Genomic DNA, 19,059 nt, shown 5'->3' with positions numbered 1-19,059 from the left:
TTTTTATCATTTTAATGCAATGATGTTGCAAATATATTTGGTAAACTTGTAAATGCAACTAAATTGCTTTTATATTTGTGAACTAAATTTATTTTGATGAAACTACGGAGTTACAGAATCAACCTCGACCGGATCGGGATTACCGCCTCAACACTTTGTGCCATACATTGCGCCGCACTGCCATTTTTAATTACGGTTTTACCCATGTGGGGAATGGGTTTCTTAGCGAATGAAGCGGTTGAAATTACCATGATCGCCGTTTCTTTAATCATTGGTATTTGGAGTTTAAGTACCGCTTACCGCAAACAACATCGCCGTATTATACCCATTATGGTACTTATTGCTGGATTTGCCTGTATAACATTGGGGCATTTTTCGGGTATTGAGCCATTGGAGCCAATCCTAATCCCGATTGGTGGATTTACCATTGCCGCGGCCCACTATATCAATTTACGAATGCTTAAGTCTTGCCCATTGGGTCATTAGTCAGTTATGTCAATGAATTCTAAAATCTTATTTATCCCTGCATTGTTGTTTATTGCGATGTTAAACCCTGCCTGTAAGCATGGCACAAATGATGGCGTAGAGCTTTACAGGCGTTATGCCATCAAAAATCTGGTCGTTAAAAAAGTGCAAAAGGTGATAGGTCATGATTAAGATCAGCGCATTAGCACATGTTTATGAGAAGGGAAGGAGGTTGAAATTTCCTTACTGGGAAATCGCCGATATGGAGCAATGGCTTTTACTAGGTGCATCTGGCAGTGGAAAGAGCACATTGCTTAATATTATTTCTGGGCTTTTGGAGCCAACTCAGGGCGAAGTTTTAGTTAACGGAACTGATTTATATACTTTACCTGCAAGAGGACGAGATCGGTTCAGGGGGCGGCATATCGGTATTATTTTTCAAAGGCCGCATCTTATTCGTTCTCTCGATGTGCTCGATAATCTGGAACTTGCGGCAGTAATGGCCGGGGTACCTGTAGACCATGAACGGAATCTTTCACTTTTACACGAGCTGGGGATTGCCGGGCTGGCTAAAAATTATCCTGACCAATTAAGTGAGGGGCAGTTGCAAAGGGTTTCGGTGGCGCGTGCATTGGTCAACAAACCCGATCTGTTAATTGCTGATGAGCCTACCTCTAGCTTGGATGATGAGAATGCCAGTTTGGTGATCCAGATGCTGACTACCCAGGCTAAAGATAATGGTGCTGCACTGATCATTGCTACACACGATAGGAGGGTGCAGGAATATATTACTAAAACCTATCTACTCTAATGAATATTTTTAAAATCAGCAGCAAAAACCTCGTTAGGAATAAGCTAACAACAATTTTGAATATTATTTTAGTTGCCTTTGGTATAGGCATTCTCTCTATTCTATTTTTGGCCGCCAACCAGATTGGAAATAAACTGGAAAAAAATGCCAGGGATATTGATTTAGTTGTTGGTGCAAAAGGAAGTCCTTTACAATTGATATTAAGCAGCATTTACCACATCGATTATCCTACTGGAAATATCCCTGCAAAAGATGCTTACAAATTAATGCAAAACTCTATGGTTAAGCGGGCTGTTCCCTTGGCATTGGGCGATAATTACAACGGTTACCGGATTGTCGGCACCGATAGTACTTTCTCTAATCTTTATGGTTTATCCCTAAAAAGTGGCAATTTTTGGCATAAAGATTTAGAAGTAACCCTGGGGAGCACGGTTGCTTTAACATCCAGGCTGAAGATTGGCGATTCTTTTTTTGGCGCACATGGTTTAACTGGCAACGGAGATATTCATAAACAACATGCTTACCTCGTAAAAGGAATCTTAAAACCACAGGGGAATATAACCGATAACCTGATCCTGACCAATATTGGCAGTGTGTATAAAATGCACGAAGAAAAGCATAATCAGGAGCATGGCCATGTTTCTGGAGCAGAAGCTAAAGAAATTAATGATAAACAAATCACCGCCTTACTGATCCAGTACAAATCGCCCATGTCGGTGATTGTTTTTCCACGGATGGTTAATCAAAGTACAAACATGCAGGCCGCCTCTCCGGCAATGGAAAGCGCGAGGCTATTTTCTTTGATCGGCGTTGGGATTGATACGCTGCAATGGTTTGCCGTATTTATTATGGCGATTGCCGCCTTAAGCATTTTTATCAGCCTCTATAACGCGATGAAAGAACGGAAATACGATCTGGCCATTATGCGCTGCCTCGGTGCATCAAAATCGAAACTGTTTTTCCTGGTCATGTTTGAAGGGGTTTTGGTTACGCTTATTGGTGCCTTATTAGGTTTATTGATCGGGCATGCTGCGCTTGAGGTAATCGGGGCCTATCAGGAATCTTCGCAGGCAAAATTAACGGGGTTTACTGCAGTTCCACAGGAAATATATTTAATCTGGATCGGGCTGTTTATTGGCACTTTAGCCTCGCTTATTCCTGCTATGCAGATTTACAAGGTTGATATTGCCGAAACTTTAACCAAAAACAGATAATCCGTTAAGGTTAATGCAATGAAGAAATTGGTTTTATTGGTTGTTTCATGTTTAGTTATCCACGTAGTAGCGGCGCAGGTTAAGGTACATACCGACTTGCGCACGCCTACCTGGAACCTGATCGGTTTGAGATACGATGCCGAAATTGCACCAAAGAAATGGGGAAGTGTTTTTCCGCCTGCATTAAGGGCATTACACCATAAAATCATAGAACTGCCCGGTTATATCATCCCCACAAAGGTAGGGTCGAAATTTAGCGAATTTATGTTTTCTATTGTGCCTATCGCTTCCTGTCCTTACTGTGGCTCGGGCGATATTCCATCAATGGTGCAGGTAAAAATGTTAAGGGCTATCCCCATTACAGAAAAAGCAATTAAGCTCAGGGGAATTTTCATGATTAACGACTCCGGGGATGACAGGAGCGAGTTTTTCCTGTTAAATGCAAAACTTTTATAGGCTCATTCGATCATGAAGAAATGCATTTTGGTCCTATTGGTTTTAATCTCCATTACAGCAACGGCTCAGGTATCTGTGCACACAGAGATGCGAACCGCCACATGGAATCTCATTGGTCTAAAGTACGATAAGCAGGTTAAACCCTTGGTTTGGCAGGCCGTTTTTCCACCGGCGCTAAAAGCAATCCATAATAAGATAATTGAACTCCCTGGGTATATTATTCCCACTAAAGTAGGCAATAGCTTCAGCGAGTTCATGTTTTCTATCGTGCCCATTGCCTCTTGCCCCTATTGTGGGACAGGCGATATTCCTTCAATGATCGAAGTAAAGACTTTGAAACCCATCAACTGGACAGAAGAAGCCATTGTCCTACGGGGAAAATTTATAATCAACGATTCTGGTGATAGCCGATCTGCTTTTTTTCTTTTAGACGCCGTAAAACGATGAGACATGTATATTTTATTTTTTTCCTGTTTTCGGTTTGTACGGTCAATGCACAAACGCAAAAGCACAGTCCGAAAGATCAGTTGCGATCTTTAAACTGGGACATCATCGGTTCTGTGAAATTTGAACTTACTGAAAAGAACGAACTTATGCCCTTGTTTACCGAATCAATTAAACGTTTTGAAGACAGGGAATTTGATTTGACAGGTTACCTGATTCCGATAAAAAGCGGATCGAAACAGCAGAAATTTCTCCTGGCTACCCTGCCCGTTAACCAGTGTTATTTTTGCGGACAAAATGGTATTCCGGTAATGATTATGATTGAAATGGAACGTGCGGTACCTTATAGCGAAAAACCGATCCGTATACGGGGGATTTTAAAATTGGAGCAAAAGGATGCGAGTTATGCGCCACCAATAAGCATCAAAAATGCCAAACTCATTAATTAATTGTTTATTTTTGTATGGTTATGGAAGATAATACTGCGCGTTTCGAAAAACTTTTGGTTAAAAATGGACTAAAAAGAACTGCCCCGCGTTTGCAGGTGCTGGAGATTTTGAGTGGAAGGGATTCTGCAACCTCTCAGCCTTATTTGGAGCAAGTGATGGGTAAAGATGCAGACCGTGTTACCTTGTATCGTGTTTTGCAGGCTTTTGAAGAAAAAGGGATTATCCATAAGGTTTTAGATCAACAGGGCACAGCCAATTATGCCATTTGTTCTGATGGTTGCAGCGCACATGACCACCATGATGAACATGTACACTTTAATTGCGATAACTGCCATAAAATTTACTGTTTGGATACCGTTAAGATTCCGGCATTAAAAGTTCCGGCAGGATTTAAAGTGGCACACCTTAATTTGATTGCTACTGGTTTATGTGCGAGCTGTTCGGATAAGGTAAATTAGCGTTTACTGCACCAATAGATTACATCCCCTTATATCGGCATTATCAAATCTGCCCAATACTTCAAAACTTTGATCGGGATTTATTCTGCCCAGATCTTGCGTGGCAATAAAGGAGCAGGAATTAAGATTGGCCAGATCGATGACATTAATGCCTCCAGTTCTGCCATTTTCGATTAAACTTAAAGGATCATTGGTGTCGCGGATTAAAACCTGCATCCAGTTAGGACAGTTGAAAATGCCTTCTCCTAAAGAATAAGCCTGAGAAAGTAGCTCCGTCATTCCATATTCGCTATGGATTGATTTTACACCAAATCCTTTGGTTAATTGTTCATGCAGCTCCTCGCGTACCATTTCTTTGCGTTTCCCTTTCATTCCTCCGGTTTCCATTACAATCAGCTCAGGGAAATCGATATCAAACTGTTCTATAAAATCGAGCAGGGCATAGGTCACGCCAATTAAAACGGTTTTCTGTTTTTTTGATTTAAGCTCGAGGAGGGTTTTCAGTAATTCATCGTGGTTATATAAAAAGTAACCGCTTTGTGGGTGTCTGCTTTTTTCGATCAGGTCGTTGACCATATAAATCAATGATGAGCCCGATCGCTGCTGGTAGGACGGGAGCAGCGCCAAAAAGCAATATTCGGTAATGTCTCCGTAAAATTGGGCAAAAGCTTGTAGATAGCTCTGCTCATATAATTTAACATTGCTTACATGATGGCTGCTTTGTACCATGCCTGTAGTGCCCGAACTGCTGAACGTAATTTCTATTGGATTGGTACTGCTCAGAACAGCATGGCTTTTAAAAAAACTGATGGGTAAAAAGGGAATCTGTGCAATTTCGCTCACCTCATCTGCATCAACACCTAAATGGAAGATATATTCGCGGTAAACATTACAGTTTTGCGCCTGTAACTTAAAAATGTTTAATGCCAGGGCGTTAAACGCATTGGTGCTTTTTACTGAAAATATATCCTTAGCTGTTAAATTCACAGGGCAAAAGTACAAAGCATTATGCTATTTTCTCGTCAGTTTTTTTTGCCAGCATCGCCATGCGGAACTGATAACCACAATAGCCACTTATTCCGGCAACCAGGCCACTCAAAATACCGGTAACCAAAAGCAGTGCCCACCACAGTTTGATACCCGTCATTACGGCTACACGCCCCGCCAGTACGTTGTCGTTAGGTAAACTTTTAAATAAAGCATAACCTATCCAAAGTAAAAAAATAGCAAGGAACGATTGCCAGAAGGCTATTTTTCCTGTTTTGCCAATAATACCGCAGGTAGCAAAAGAAATGACAATGATCATCCACCAGGGGGCGATCATTTGCAGTAGAAAACAGATTATTAATATAACAATGAAAACCATTTTAGCCTATTTAGAAATTTTTAAACGAGAAATAACTGTACCCGATTTATCATCAGGACTTTGCATATAAAACAGATCGTATAATTTACCATTTGCCCAGGTATCGATCATATTATCATAAAATTTGCTTCCAGGATTGCCTGATTGGCCACCAGGATAAACACCATGTCCTTTTGGCGTTTTACCCAATTCAATCACCATCCGCCACGAAGGTCCATTGGCTTCGCTTAATGCATTAATAGCTGTTTTCGCGCCACCAATTTGTAAAACTTTCGAACCGAACCCTGGTATTTTGGCCAGATGCGGTACGTTGGTCTGTTTCACATTCGCCCAGTCCCAATCTTTGTTTATCGGCCCAAAGCGTCTTTCTAAACTATCACAGCTATATTTAAAGGCTTCGTTAACCAGATCAGGTAATGTTTCTTTTTTGCTGGTATTAATGTTATCGTACCAAATAGCATTGGGTTCTTTCAAAATCAGCTCAACCGTGCGGTCTCTTGATGGGTAACGCATGGGGATTCCTTTCACTTCGAATTCATCCGCCCAGATATTATGTGATAGGCGTTTGGTCCATATCTCGAATACACTGGCTGCAATTTCATGGGCATCATAACGTTTGTTCCACTTGTTCAGGTAAGCCAATGCTTCTTTTTGCGTTGCATTTAACTGTTCGTTGTTTAGTAACGGTAACAATGCAGGAACCAGGTTTTGCGCCATAATGCTGTAATTGTCGGTTTGCATCAGGCGGATACTGTCTAAGGTCGCCTTATTCATAGCCGATAAACGGTCATTAATCCGCTTGCCCCGCTCGTAAGGTGCAAATTCCCAGTTAATGTAATAAGGATAAGTGGTATCGGTAGAAGACTGATTGGCCGAGCTTACAAAACCACGTGGCGGATTTTTAACCGTTGGGTTCTGTGCATTTGGGATCCATCCCTGCCAGTCGTATGCCGGGTCGGTACCATCCAGTATAAATTTGCCCTGATCTTTCCATTTTAGCGGAAATTTGCCATTTGGCGTGATGGCAATATCATTATCTACACTGGCAAAAACGAAGTTTTGTGCAGGTGCAGTGTAAAAAGTTAAAGCCTTGCGGTAATCGTTGTAATTTTTTCCACGGTTTAAATAATAGAAAGTCATCAACTCATTCGATTCATCGTGCGCAATCCACCTTAAAGCATCGCCAACGGGTACATTGTCGGCCCTGCCGTATTTTGGTTTCTGGAAATATACCACTGGCCCGTGATGGGTATAGTAAACCGTATCTACTTTGTCTTTTCCTCCACGTATTTTAATGGTTTCGAGTCGTTTGGTTGTGGCTTTCCATGTATTGTTATACCAATATTCATTGTGGGTCGAATCCTTAAATTTGATCTGATAAAAATCAAGCACATCGGCAGCAACATTCGTTACGCCCCAGGCTATTTTCTGGTTAAAACCAATAATTACACCAGGTGCACCGGGTAAAGAAACGCCATAGGTATTTACCCCAGGTGCATGTAGCTGAATCTGGTACCATATTGATGGAAGCGTTAAATCCAAATGCGGGTCGTTTGCCAGAATCGGATATCCTGATGCGGTTTTAGCACCAGATAAAGCCCAGTTATTACTGCCAATGCCTTCTATTTTTTCGGTTGTTTTTACCTCGCCGGTTTGAGCCTGGGTGAAGCTTTCCGGTGTTTTTGGTGTTGGCAGGGGTGAAAAATCCCATTTTGTGCCAACCGGGATAATCGGGTCTTCACGGAAAGGATAATCAGGGAAAAGATTTTTGGTCACCTCAGGTCCGAATTTTTTCAGGATGTTGGTCATGTAAAATTCGTCGGAACCCATGGCTAATACTGCCGACATCTGTTTTAGGAGCAAAGCACATTTTACCGGGGTCCAGTTTTCGGGCTTAAAATCGAGTATTTTGTATTCTAAGGGATAATTGGCTTTAGAAAGTGTTTTGATATAGGCATTAATTCCTTCGGTATAAGCCAAGATCATTTCTTTTGCTTTCGGGTCGGCCATCATGCCTTTTAATGAGTTTTCAGCCCCATAAACCATGCCCATCCGGCGCTGATAACGATCTACCTCAATGGCTTTATCACCCACCACTTCACTAATTCTTCCGGCTGCAAAACGGGTTTGAAAATCCATTTGCCAAAGGCGGTGCATGGCGGTTACATAACCTTGTGCCAGATACAGATCGTGATCATTCTGTGCGAAAATATGGGGGATCATGCGGTCGTCAAAAACGATTTCGATTTTATCTATTGCGCCTTTAATCTTCGCTTTATGGTTAAACATAAAATGATTGTTCTCTGCATTTTGCCAGAAACCCATAAAAGGATTTAGGAATTTTAACAAGGGAGGCGTACTGCCTAATTTGGTATTAAATAAAAAAGCTAATGCTATCGGAATGATGATGCAGAACAGGGCTTTAATTTTATTCATAATGGCTAGCTAACAAGTCTTTTGCTAAGATAGGGCAAAATGACGGTTTATGTTTAATGCAAAATACAACAAACTGTATATCAATCAAAATTATAATTTGAATTGAAATTATTATGCTAACATAATTTGTTTAATTCAAAAAAAGAATTTAAGTTTATATAACTAATAATACAAACAACCAAATTAACAATCGTTTATGAGCAGAATTTTTACACAGATCTTCTACGTGTTATTATTTGTGTTCGCGGGCAACCTCGCGGCACAGGCACAAAGTATTACGGTAAGCGGAACCGTAAAAGATAAGCAATCGAAAGAAGGACTAGCAGGGGTTAGTTTAACTATCAAAGGTCAGTCTGGCGGTACCGCCTCCACAAGTAATGGTAGTTTTACTTTTACCACATCAGCAAAGGTTCCCTTCACTCTAGTGGCATCTTATGTAGGTTACGGTACCGTAGAACAGCAGATTACCGGAAGCACTTCGGGTATTAACCTGGAACTGGAAACCGCGGTTGTATTGGGTGGTGATGTTGTAGTTTCGGCCTCACGTACACCCGAGCGTATATTAGAATCGCCGGTTTCTATTGAGCGCATGAGTGCCGCCTCTATCAGGGAAATCGCCGCGCCATCATTTTACGATGCCCTGAACAATATGAAGGGTGTAGAAAGCAGTATGCAGAGTTTAACTTTCAAGTCGATTAATACACGTGGTTTCAATTCGAATGGTAATACGCGTTTTAACCAATACATCGATGGAATGGATAACCAGGCACCGGGACTGAATTTCTCGGTAGGTAACATTGTGGGCATCACCGAACTGGATGTAGATAATGTAGAACTTTTACCGGGCGCTTCATCTGCCCTTTATGGTGCAGGTGGTATTAACGGTACCTTGTTAATGACATCTAAAGATCCCTTTAAATATCCTGGTGCAAGTTTTCAATATAAAACAGGGGTAAACCATGTGAACGATGACAATAGCAGCGTGCAGCCTTTCAATCAGTTAGATGTGCGCATGGCAAAATCATGGAACAATAGATTTGGCGTAAAAGCTGCATTTTCTTTCCTGCAGGCAAAAGATTGGTTTGGTAATAACTATTCTAATTTTGATAGGACTGCAAATTCGGTTAAACCCGGGGACAGAAGTTCTGATCCAAATTATGATGGAGTAAATGTTTATGGCGATGAGGTTAATGCAAACCTTCGTTTTGTAGCCGCCGGGATATCCGCTAATCCTCAGCTTGCGGCTGCATTTGCTGGCTTTAACGGGATTATGACAGCCGCACCTACTGCAAGTTATGGTAATCTTGTTACGTTAATTAATGCAAATCCAGCTTATGCAGCATTACGCCCTGCTTTGCCCTATCTTGGTGTGGCTTATGGACTTCGAAATGGTTTGATTTCTAACCAGTCTGTTTCACGTACAGGTTATAACGAGTCTGATCTTGTTGACTACGGTACAAAATCATTAAAATTCTCAGGTGGTTTATATTACAATATTACGCCAACAATTCAGTTAATAGGTCAGGCAAACTGGGGAACGGGAACTTCTGTTTATACAGGTTCAGATCGCTATTCGCTCCGAAACTTTAATATCGGACAATATAAAATTGAATTAAAAGGTCAGGACTTTTTTGTTAAAGCGTACACCACACAGGAACGTTCAGGAGATTCTTATATTTCTTCAATCTTAGGAAGTTATATTAATGAAAAAACCAGTCCTTCCAGGACCTCCTGGTTTCCGACTTATACAGTTGCCTATGCCACTGCAAAAGCACAAGGAGCCACTGATGCTATCGCAAATGCTGCAGCGAGATCCGCTGCCGATGCAAGCAGGGCCTTGCCAGGATCCCCAGCTTTTAATATCAATAAGGATGCTATAATGAATACCAATATCAGTGCAACGAATTTTGCAACCGGAGTATATGGAGCAAAATTTGATGATAAAACCAACCTTTATCATTACGAGGGCCAATACAATTTTACCAATCTATTTAATAATGTAATAGAGTTTCAGGTTGGTGCATCCTCAAGGTTGTATCAGTTAAGGTCAGGCGGGACGATTTTTGACGATTTGAATCGTGAAATTAACATCAATGAATATGGTGCATTTGCACAAGCTGGTAAAAAAATTTGGGAGTTCTTTAAATTAACCGTGGCAGGTCGTTATGATAAAAGTACAAATTTTGAGGGCCGTTTTACACCGCGTATCACAGGAGTTTTCACTGTAGCAAAAAATAACAACATCCGTTTATCTTACCAAACAGGTTACCGTAACCCAACCACACAAAATCAATACATCGACCTTTCTGTTGGTGGTGGATCGCAAAGGTTAATTGGTGGTATACCTGTAAGTTTAGCTAAGTATGGCTTGTTAACTGAAGCAACTAAAGGTTATACAGAAGCCAGCTACCGGGCTTATAATGCTGCACTTGTATCAGGTGCATCACCTGCCGGCATTTTACAAAAATATACTTTCGATCCGCGTGGTGTACGACCAGAAAGCGTACAAGCTTATGAAATTGGTTATAAAGGTTTGTTAAGTCCGAGATTATTGATTGACGCTTATGGTTATTATAACCGTTATAAAGATTTTATTACTGCGGTTAATGTTTATCAACAGGTTGGTACAAGTACTGATTATGTAAAATATGGTGTACCTGTAAATGCAGAAGGTACTGTTACTTCTTATGGGGGTGCCTTAGGCCTGGATTATTTGATGGGTAAATGGAATGTTAGTGGTAACGTATCATATAATCAGATTGGCGATTTACCGAGTAATTATATTAATGATTTCAATACCCCTAAAATCCGTTATAACCTTGGCTTAGGAAATAAAGAGATTGTTAAAAACTTTGGTTTCAATGTTTCTTACCGCTGGCAAGATCAGTTTTACTGGAACTCTTCTTTCTCAGCTGGCCAGGTACCCGCATACAGTACGTTAGATGCACAGGTGAGTTTAAGAATCCCTTCAGTACAATCAATTGTTAAACTGGGTGGCTCAAATATACTGAACAAATACTATTTCACTTCCTATGGCAATCCTGAGGCAGGTGCAATTTATTACTTAGCCATTAGTTTTAATCCATAATTAGTGAATTGAGTTTTAAGGGCCTTCTATGCTAATCGTATAGAGGGCTTTTTTGTAGACTTAAACATTTGGCCAGTCATTGCTGGGGCGATCAGCTACGTCATTTAAATCTTCTTGAATGAACGCCCATATTTTCCTTTTAAATATATTGAGTCAAAGTCATGATGGAAGGCCATATTTCCTGATTTGAAATAAAATAACTTGTTTATTTTCATTAATCTTGTTTGGAATTTACAATTCTAGTATTATCTTTAGTTCAAGAAAACAGTACTTAATAACGCATCAAAAATGCATAATTAGCATAAGTTAGTGTAAAACTTACACTATTAAAAACAACTTTTGCAAAAAAGCTACATCCCTTTTATAAAATATTTGTATTATAGTACTTTCTTAAGCACATCCCGGTTTAAGAACCATGAATTTAAAATTTGAATAAATAAGGATGGAAGCGCAAAACGACAAAACTAACGAGACAAGTGACCTGATCGAAAAGGAACAAGAAATACAACATTTAAACAATCCAGTAGATATATCGGTAAAGCCAATTGTTAAACAATACCTTGGTGCAGTTAAAAAAGTAAAAAAGGAGGGCAACCGTTTTTATTTTTCTGATGGCGATGCAAGAGTAGAAGTTCGCGTGGTAAGCGATGATATTATCCGGGTTCGCCTGGCTCCTCATGGCGTTTTTTTAGATGATTTTTCTTATGCCGTGCCTGAAGTGGATCAAAAAGTTTCTGTTTTTAAAATGCAGGAACACGATGATCATTTCACAATTTCTACCCATGCGGTAACCTGTAAAATAGAAAAAGCAAATTTCCATATTTCCTTCTCTGATAATATTACCAATGTAGTTATGGTTGATGAAGCCAATTCTATGCACTGGGAAGAAAATGTAGATTTTGGCGGTTATTATATCTACGCAACCAAAAAATGCCACCCTGAAGAAAATTTCTTCGGTTTAGGTGATAAATCTGGCAATTTTAACCTACGCGGCAGGCGGTTCGAAAACTGGAATACCGATGCTTACTCTTTCGGCTGGAACCAGGATCCACTTTACCGCACCATACCTTTTTATATTGGTTTGCATAATCAGGCGGCTTATGGTATCTTTTTCGATAATACCTTTAAATCATATTTCGATTTCGGTTCAGAAGATGTAAATAAAACCAGTTTCTGGGCCGATGGCGGAGAATTGCAATACTATTATATCCACGGGCCACATATTATGGACGTGGTTAAACGTTATGCAACTTTAACCGGAACGCACCCGATGCCTCCAAAATGGACTTTGGGTTATCAGCAGTGCCGTTGGAGTTATTACCCTGAGACAAAAGTTAAAGAAATAGCCAAACAGTTCAGGGAACGTAAAATCCCTTGCGATGCCATTTATCTGGATATCGATTACATGGATGGCTACCGCTGTTTTACCTGGAACAAAAAATACTTTCCAGATCCACGGAGAATGATTAAAGAACTTTCTGATGATGGCTTTAAAACCGTAGTTATGATCGATCCTGGAATTAAGGTAGATGACGATTACTGGGTTTTTAAAGAAGGTAAAGAGAAAAGATTTTTCTGTCGCCGTAGCGACGATTATTATATGGAAGGGCATGTTTGGCCTGGCCGCTGTCAGTTTCCCGATTTTACCAATCCAAAAGTACGGAGCTGGTGGGGTAATTTATACAAAGAATTGGTAGACATGGGCGTTGCAGGTTTCTGGAACGATATGAATGAGCCAGCCGTGTTTGGTTCAGGAACTTTCCCTAATGATGTCCGTCATAACTATGATGGTTACCGTGGCTCACACCGTAAAGCACATAATGTTTATGGCATGCAGATGGTGCGTTCTACCTACGAGGGATTAAAAAAATTAATGCGCAATAAACGTCCGTTTACCATTACCAGGGCTGGTTATTCGGGCATGCAACGTTATGCAAGTGTTTGGACCGGCGATAATATTGCCACCTGGGAACATTTAAAGATCGGAAATATCCAGTGCCAGCGTTTATCGGTTTCTGGCGTGCCTTTCTGTGGAACAGATATTGGCGGATTTAGTGGTGAGCCTGATGGGGAATTATTTACCCGTTGGATCCAGTTAGGTACTTTTTCTCCATTTATGCGTGCACACTCTGCAGGTGATACTGCTGAACGCGAACCCTGGAGCTTTGGCGAATTTTTCGAAGATATTAACCGTAAGTTTATCGAATTAAGGTATCGTTTAATGCCTTACCTGTATTCGGTATTCTGGGAGCATCACCGTTATGGTTTTCCTATTCTAAGGCCACTGGTGATGTTGGAGCAGGAAAATATCAGCAACAGTTTTCGTCAGGATGAATTTTGTTATGGGGATAAACTGTTAATTTGCCCGGTTTTAGAACAAGGTGCAATATCCAGAAAAGTTTATCTTCCAAAAGGAACCTGGTATAATTTCTGGACCAACGAAATCCTCGACGGCGGTAATGAATATACAGTTGATGCCAAGATCGACAGTATGCCAATGTTTGTAAGGGCAGGTACCGTTTTACCAGAATATCCGGTCATGCAATATGTGGATGAAAAATCGATTACTGAAGTTGTATTGAATATTTATCACAGCGATTACGAGGTAAATTCATACATGTACGAAGATCATGGTGATACGTTTGCCTACGAACAGGACATTTATCTGGAAAAGAAATTCACCGTAAAAGGCGATGCTCAGGCCATTAAAGTGAACCAACGTAACGAAGGATTGTATACCCCTAATTATGAATTTTATGTTTGCAACGTTATCGGCGTAAAATTCCAGGTGAAAAAGATCATTATCGATAATAAAGAGGTGAAAGATTTTTATACCGACGATCAGAATATCCTGCATTTCAAATGCAATAAAAACTTCTTAGAAATACAAATCTTGAGTTTGTAACATTGAACCCCAAATGCTGTTTAGTATTTGGGGTTTCACCCAGTCTAACCAAAATACCTATGCCGTCAGCAAAAAAAGTTCCTGTAAAGAAATCATCCCAACCAAAAATTGATAAACAGAAATCCGTTTGGATCCATAGTTTATTTACCGATTATGATATTGATCTTTTTCTTGTAGGAAAGCATTTTAGGCTTTACGAGAAAATGGGCTCGCATTTAATTACAGTTGATGGTGTCGCTGGAACTTATTTTTCAGTTTGGGCACCCAATGCGATTCGTGTAAGTGTAGTGGGTAATTTTAACGATTGGAACAACGCCTCGCATCCGCTGAGTGTCCGATGGGATAAATCGGGTATTTGGGAAGGTTTTATCCCAGGTATCGCAAAGGGAGAAGTTTATAAGTATTTTGTTAAAGGTTTCGATGAATCGGAGCATTTAAAAGGCGATCCTTATGCCAGGAGATGGGAACATCCTCCGCAAACAGCTTGTATTGTTTGGGATACCGATTACACCTGGAAAGACAAAGCCTGGCTGAATAAAAGGGCAAAGATAAATGCATTAGATCAGCCGATTTCGGTTTACGAAATCCACTTAGGATCATGGGAGCGCGATCCGGATAATCCAGAGCGCGTACTAAATTGCAGGGAGGTAGCCGGCAGGCTTGTTCCTTATGTAAAAGAAATGGGTTTTACCCATGTAGAACTGATGCCCGTAATGGAATTCCCATTTTTCCCCAGCTGGGGTTATCAGATTACAGGTTATTTTGGCGCAAGTTCACGTTATGGTTCTCCACAGGATTTAATGTACCTGATTGATGAGCTCCATAAAGCAGGAATTGCGGTGATATTGGATTGGGTTCCTTCTCATTTTCCAGGTGATAGACATGGTTTGTATGAGTTTGATGGAACCCATCTATACGAACATGCCGATATGCGGAAAGGCTTTCATCCCGACTGGAAATCATATATTTTCAATTATGACCGAAACGAGGTACGCTCTTTTCTGATTAGTAATGCTTTGTTTTGGATAGATCAATACCATGCCGATGGGCTAAGGGTAGATGCGGTAGCATCGATGTTGTATTTTAATTTTTCCAGAGAAGACGGAGATGCCGCGACGAACGAATATGGTGGAAGTGAAAACCTTGGCGCCATACAGTTTTTGCAGGACCTGAATGTTGCCGTTTATGGGAATTTTGAGGGCGTACAAACCATTGCCGAAGAAAGCAGCACTTATCCTGGCGTAACCCATCCGGTATATGCAGGCGGATTAGGATTTGGCATGAAATGGATGATGGGCTGGATGAATGATACCTTAAAGTATTTCAAAGTAGAAACCCTTGGCCGGAAACATCACCATCACCAGCTAAGCTTTAGCATGACTTATGCGTTTACCGAGAATTTCATGTTGCCTTTCTCTCATGATGAAGTGGTGCATGGTAAGTCACCCATGCTGTATAAAATGCCTGGTGATGACTGGCAGAAGTTTGCGAACTTAAGGGCGCTTTATGCTTACATGTTTACCCATCCTGGAGCAAAACTCCTGTTTATGGGAAATGAGTTTGGCGAAACCAACGAATGGAACTTTACACAATCGCTGGATTGGCATTTGTTGCAATACCCACCGCATAAAGGCATGCAGGAAACCGTTAAGGCCTTAAACTTCCTCTACAGGAAGGAACCAGCCTTATATCATTTCAATTTTAGTTACGAAGGTTTTCAGTGGCTCGATGCCGATAATGCAAACGAATCAGTATTCACATTTATGCGCAAAGGACCAAAAGCAAAAGATACTTTGGTTATCGCCATAAACCTAACACCTGTGGTACGTGAGAATTATAGAATTGGCGTTCCTTTTAAAACCAAATGGACAGAAATTTTTAATACCGATGATATTGTATATTATGGGGGCGGTATTAATAACAGGGGAGATATAGTTCCTGATCTGGAAAATTATAATGGACAGGAATATTCAATAATTGTTGATTTACCACCATTGGCCGTAACGGTTTTTAAGAGCAAATAAAAAAAAGGTGACATTATACGCACCAAAACTAAATTCTTAAATAGCTTAAATAAGAAAAGCCTTCCATTGCTGGGAGGCTTTCTTAAACCCTGGAGTGGAAGCTTCCAGAGAGGGTGCAAAGATACAATAACCATTGTTTCCTGCAAGTATTATTTTTTAAATAATTTTTAAGGTATAAACCTTTGTCTAATACATTATGATAAAGCGCTGCCTGTTAGCGTTTAAACTTGATGTTTGCATGGAAAGATCTTCTTTTGGTAGGCGCTCAAATACCACCATAGCCTGGCTAGCATCACACTTTGTAGCTGCTTTCTGCATTTAGTTTGAAGATATTGCCCGCCGGTAAAAAATAGTCTTCCAAACCCAATTAAAATTTCTTTCCTTTTTTATACCGCAACTACAGCCTTTTGCTATTTGAGCGGTTATCTTAATCGTTGCTGTTTTCTGTTTTGCTTATTTTGGTTTAATGGTATTTCATCATAAATATCATAGCTAGATTCGGGCCATCCCCTCGCGTAAGATAAGAGAGCATAGACCAAAGTTTTTCATTCTTTAAGTTTTGTTGATAAATATCAACAAAACAGGCTTTTAGCGCCTATTATCGAGGGTAATGAATAAAGTGAACGGATAATGTGATATAGCGCTACTGTACTTTTGTACCTATAAGCAAACAAACAAAATTTAATTTTCACGTCATCCCAAACTTACATTGAAAAGGCGCTCTTGTCTATCTTTCCTGGTGTTTGTGCTGTTTTTTATGCCTGCATATTTATATGCGCAGTGTGAAAATACCGCACGGACTTATGCAAACTTTCAAGGTTCTTACATTGATGGATTAGGTATTTTAGGCGCAAATTTATATGGAAGTATTTCAGACGCATCAAATGCTGTAAATGGACAGGTTAAAGATGCTTCAACATTATCTGTTCCGATAGGAATTCTTGGTCTTACCGGATCGGCCACCCAATTTCTCGAATTTACTACAGATGGTGCTAATGCAAATAAACGCACAATAGCCGCAAATACCCCTGTAACGGTGAAACTGGCACTTCCAAAAGAATTATTGGGGCTTTTGAGCAGCTTTGAAATCGGTAGTTTTACAGACCTTCATGAAGTTCCCGGAAACACGCCTTTAATTGGTTATGGATATGAGCCAGGCTATGATGCAACCCGAACTCCTATTTATACATCTGCAAATATTGCCGGTGTAATTGGTGGAGGGGGAGAGATTGAAATTACGGTAACGCCAACACAGGCTTTTAACGGAATCTATGTAAAGATTGCCGGTGCCGTGGTTTCTACAGCATTATCATTAAAGGTTTTTCATGCTTATATCATGGAGCTAAGCACAGGATCAATCAATTGCGATGAAGCAATAGACGTACTCTCTGGTGTAAAACCCACTGCCTTGGGTGGAATTGCAAATTTAACAGGTACGGTTACCAATCCCTTTAATGCCATTGATCCGGATCCAAATAGCTACGCCTTGATTGATGTTGGTGCGTCTGTTTTAAATCAGGTATATCTTAATACAATTTTTAATAAACCATCTCAACCAGCTGATTCTGTAACCGTTATCCTCGAAAATCCTGGAGGGGGTCTTTTAGATCTTAGCCTTTTAACTGGCTTTACTATACAGCCCTATTTAAATGGAGTTGAAGCTGGACCTGCGTTTGAAAACACAGGTACTTTTTTGAATCTGAAATTATTACCTGGATCAACCAGCAAATATTCTTTAACCTTTTTGGTAACTGATGTGTACGACCGTTTGGAGATTACAATGGGCGGGCTTACGGGTGCTTTCAGCCGTTTAAGGATTTACGACATTAAGCGCAAGCTGGCAAAACCACGCACACTGGTGGATCCATCTACTACTGACGAGAAAATTATTTGTCAAGGCGGGACCGCTTCATTTTCTGTTCAAAATGCTCAAGATTGCACAGAATATAAATGGTACGATGCCGAGACTGGGGGTAATTTAGTTCATACCGGTTTGACCTATACCCCTCCTTCTACTCTTGCCGCCGGAGAATATAATTATTATGTACAGGCAAGTAGAACATATTGCGTTACTGCTGTTTCTGAACGCTTAAGGGTAAAACTTAAGGTAAACCCTTTACCAACGCTCGTGGTGCCCGGTGCAACAATCTGCAGCGGATCTTCTACCATAATAGCGGTTACCGCGCCAGATGCTGGTTTTACCTACAATTGGTACGATTTGCCATCAGGAGGCGCACTAATTAAAACAGGTACAACATATACAACTCCTATTCTTACAAACACAACCAGTTATTACGTAGAAGCTGTTAATACCCTAACGGGATGTAAAAATGCCGGAGGTGCGCAGGTGGTAGAAGTTAAAGTAAAACAATATGCACCTGTCCCCGCAATTGCCGGCCTTTCAGCGATGTGTAGCGGAACAAGCACAACATTTACAAATACCTATGCAGGTGGAACATGGAGTACCAGCGATGCAACCATCGCAACGATAGATGTTACAGGAAAAGTTACAGCTGTTGCCGCTGGCGCTGCCATAATTAGTTACACGGTTGCTGATGATGCTACCTATTGCGGAAAGAAAGTGGATTTTAATTTAACTGTAAACCCGCTACCAAATTTAACCCTGGAATCTAATCCAGGTATTTGCGAAGGACTTAGTATAACCAAAATGGCTTACACTAATCCGGTTTTCAGTCCTATTACCTATAGCATCTCCTGGACTGGAAATTTACTTCCTGCTGTTTCAGATCAGGTTTTGCCAGCAAACGAAATTACAATCAATGTTCCGTCAAATACGCCGGTAGCCGTATATCAGGGGCTATTAACCATAAAAAATGCAAACGGCTGCGAACGGGCCATCCCTTTTAGTTTTAGGGTCAAGCTTGTACCACATAAACCAACAGTATCTATTAATTAAAAAGAAAATAAATCATTCCATCCAAA

15 protein-coding genes are annotated in these 19,059 nt (G+C 40.5%); 12 read left to right on the top strand and 3 right to left on the bottom strand.

Annotated elements, in window-relative coordinates; genetic code table 11:
* Positions 1 to 96 precede the first annotated feature (96 nt).
* Genes AC07YT_RS08485 through AC07YT_RS08450 form a run of 8 tightly spaced genes read left to right on the top strand, consistent with a single transcriptional unit; the run spans position 97 to position 4,297 of the window.
* Positions 97 to 486, top strand: a complete 390-nt coding sequence (locus AC07YT_RS08485) for a MerC domain-containing protein (protein ID WP_086545019.1) — start codon at positions 97 to 99, stop codon at positions 484 to 486.
* 12 nt (positions 487 to 498) lie between these two features.
* The gene (locus AC07YT_RS08480) at positions 499 to 657 is read left to right on the top strand and encodes a hypothetical protein (protein ID WP_494945274.1); all 159 of its coding nucleotides are present in this window, start codon (positions 499 to 501) and stop codon (positions 655 to 657) included.
* On the top strand, positions 650 to 1,276 hold the full coding sequence (locus tag AC07YT_RS08475) for an ABC transporter ATP-binding protein (RefSeq protein WP_086545020.1): 627 nt from the start codon (positions 650 to 652) through the stop codon (positions 1,274 to 1,276). The genes AC07YT_RS08480 and AC07YT_RS08475 overlap by 8 nt, the downstream gene beginning before the upstream one ends.
* The gene (locus AC07YT_RS08470) at positions 1,276 to 2,490 is read left to right on the top strand and encodes an ABC transporter permease (RefSeq protein ID WP_086545021.1); all 1,215 of its coding nucleotides are present in this window, start codon (positions 1,276 to 1,278) and stop codon (positions 2,488 to 2,490) included. Before AC07YT_RS08475 ends, AC07YT_RS08470 begins: the two co-directional genes overlap by 1 nt.
* An 18-nt stretch (positions 2,491 to 2,508) precedes the next feature.
* A complete protein-coding gene (locus tag AC07YT_RS08465) occupies positions 2,509 to 2,946 on the top strand; it encodes a hypothetical protein (protein ID WP_086545022.1) in 438 nt (145 codons plus the stop codon).
* Positions 2,947 to 2,958: 12 nt separating this feature from the next.
* On the top strand, positions 2,959 to 3,393 hold the full coding sequence (locus tag AC07YT_RS08460) for a hypothetical protein (RefSeq protein WP_086545023.1): 435 nt from the start codon (positions 2,959 to 2,961) through the stop codon (positions 3,391 to 3,393).
* Entirely contained in the window at positions 3,390 to 3,839 is a 450-nt protein-coding gene (locus tag AC07YT_RS08455) for a hypothetical protein (protein WP_086545024.1), read from the top strand. The genes AC07YT_RS08460 and AC07YT_RS08455 overlap by 4 nt, the downstream gene beginning before the upstream one ends.
* 20 nt (positions 3,840 to 3,859) lie before the next feature.
* Positions 3,860 to 4,297, top strand: a complete 438-nt coding sequence (locus AC07YT_RS08450) for a Fur family transcriptional regulator (protein ID WP_086549238.1) — start codon at positions 3,860 to 3,862, stop codon at positions 4,295 to 4,297.
* A 3-nt stretch (positions 4,298 to 4,300) separates the two neighbouring features.
* Here the strand turns inward: AC07YT_RS08450 and AC07YT_RS08445 are convergent, their stop codons facing one another.
* Genes AC07YT_RS08445 through AC07YT_RS08435 form a run of 3 tightly spaced genes read right to left on the bottom strand, consistent with a single transcriptional unit; the run spans position 4,301 to position 8,099 of the window.
* The gene (locus AC07YT_RS08445; RefSeq protein ID WP_494945273.1) at positions 4,301 to 5,284 is read right to left on the bottom strand and encodes a LuxE/PaaK family acyltransferase; all 984 of its coding nucleotides are present in this window, start codon (positions 5,282 to 5,284) and stop codon (positions 4,301 to 4,303) included.
* A 19-nt stretch (positions 5,285 to 5,303) separates the two neighbouring features.
* Positions 5,304 to 5,663, bottom strand: a complete 360-nt coding sequence (locus AC07YT_RS08440; RefSeq protein WP_086545026.1) for a hypothetical protein — start codon at positions 5,661 to 5,663, stop codon at positions 5,304 to 5,306.
* A 6-nt stretch (positions 5,664 to 5,669) separates the two neighbouring features.
* Complete coding sequence (locus tag AC07YT_RS08435; protein WP_086545027.1) at positions 5,670 to 8,099, bottom strand: penicillin acylase family protein; 2,430 nt, start codon at positions 8,097 to 8,099, stop codon at positions 5,670 to 5,672.
* 196 nt (positions 8,100 to 8,295) lie between these two features.
* Here AC07YT_RS08435 and AC07YT_RS08430 point away from each other — a divergent pair, with 196 nt between their 5' ends.
* The 4 genes from AC07YT_RS08430 (at position 8,296) to AC07YT_RS08415 (ending at position 19,033) form a co-directional block, all read left to right on the top strand.
* Complete coding sequence (locus AC07YT_RS08430) at positions 8,296 to 11,187, top strand: TonB-dependent receptor (RefSeq protein WP_086545028.1); 2,892 nt, start codon at positions 8,296 to 8,298, stop codon at positions 11,185 to 11,187.
* Positions 11,188 to 11,629: 442 nt separating this feature from the next.
* Entirely contained in the window at positions 11,630 to 14,092 is a 2,463-nt protein-coding gene (locus tag AC07YT_RS08425; RefSeq protein WP_086545029.1) for a glycoside hydrolase family 31 protein, read from the top strand.
* A 59-nt stretch (positions 14,093 to 14,151) separates the two neighbouring features.
* Complete coding sequence (gene glgB, locus AC07YT_RS08420) at positions 14,152 to 16,116, top strand: 1,4-alpha-glucan branching protein GlgB (RefSeq protein ID WP_086545030.1); 1,965 nt, start codon at positions 14,152 to 14,154, stop codon at positions 16,114 to 16,116.
* A gap of 757 nt (positions 16,117 to 16,873) precedes the next feature.
* Positions 16,874 to 19,033 (top strand): Ig-like domain-containing protein, encoded by a 2,160-nt coding sequence (locus AC07YT_RS08415; RefSeq protein WP_086545031.1) that lies wholly within the window; start codon positions 16,874 to 16,876, stop codon positions 19,031 to 19,033.
* Positions 19,034 to 19,059 lie beyond the last annotated feature (26 nt).

The organism is Pedobacter sp. GW460-11-11-14-TSB4 (assembly GCF_059423705.1).
This window is presented reverse-complemented; position numbering and strand designations above follow the sequence as displayed.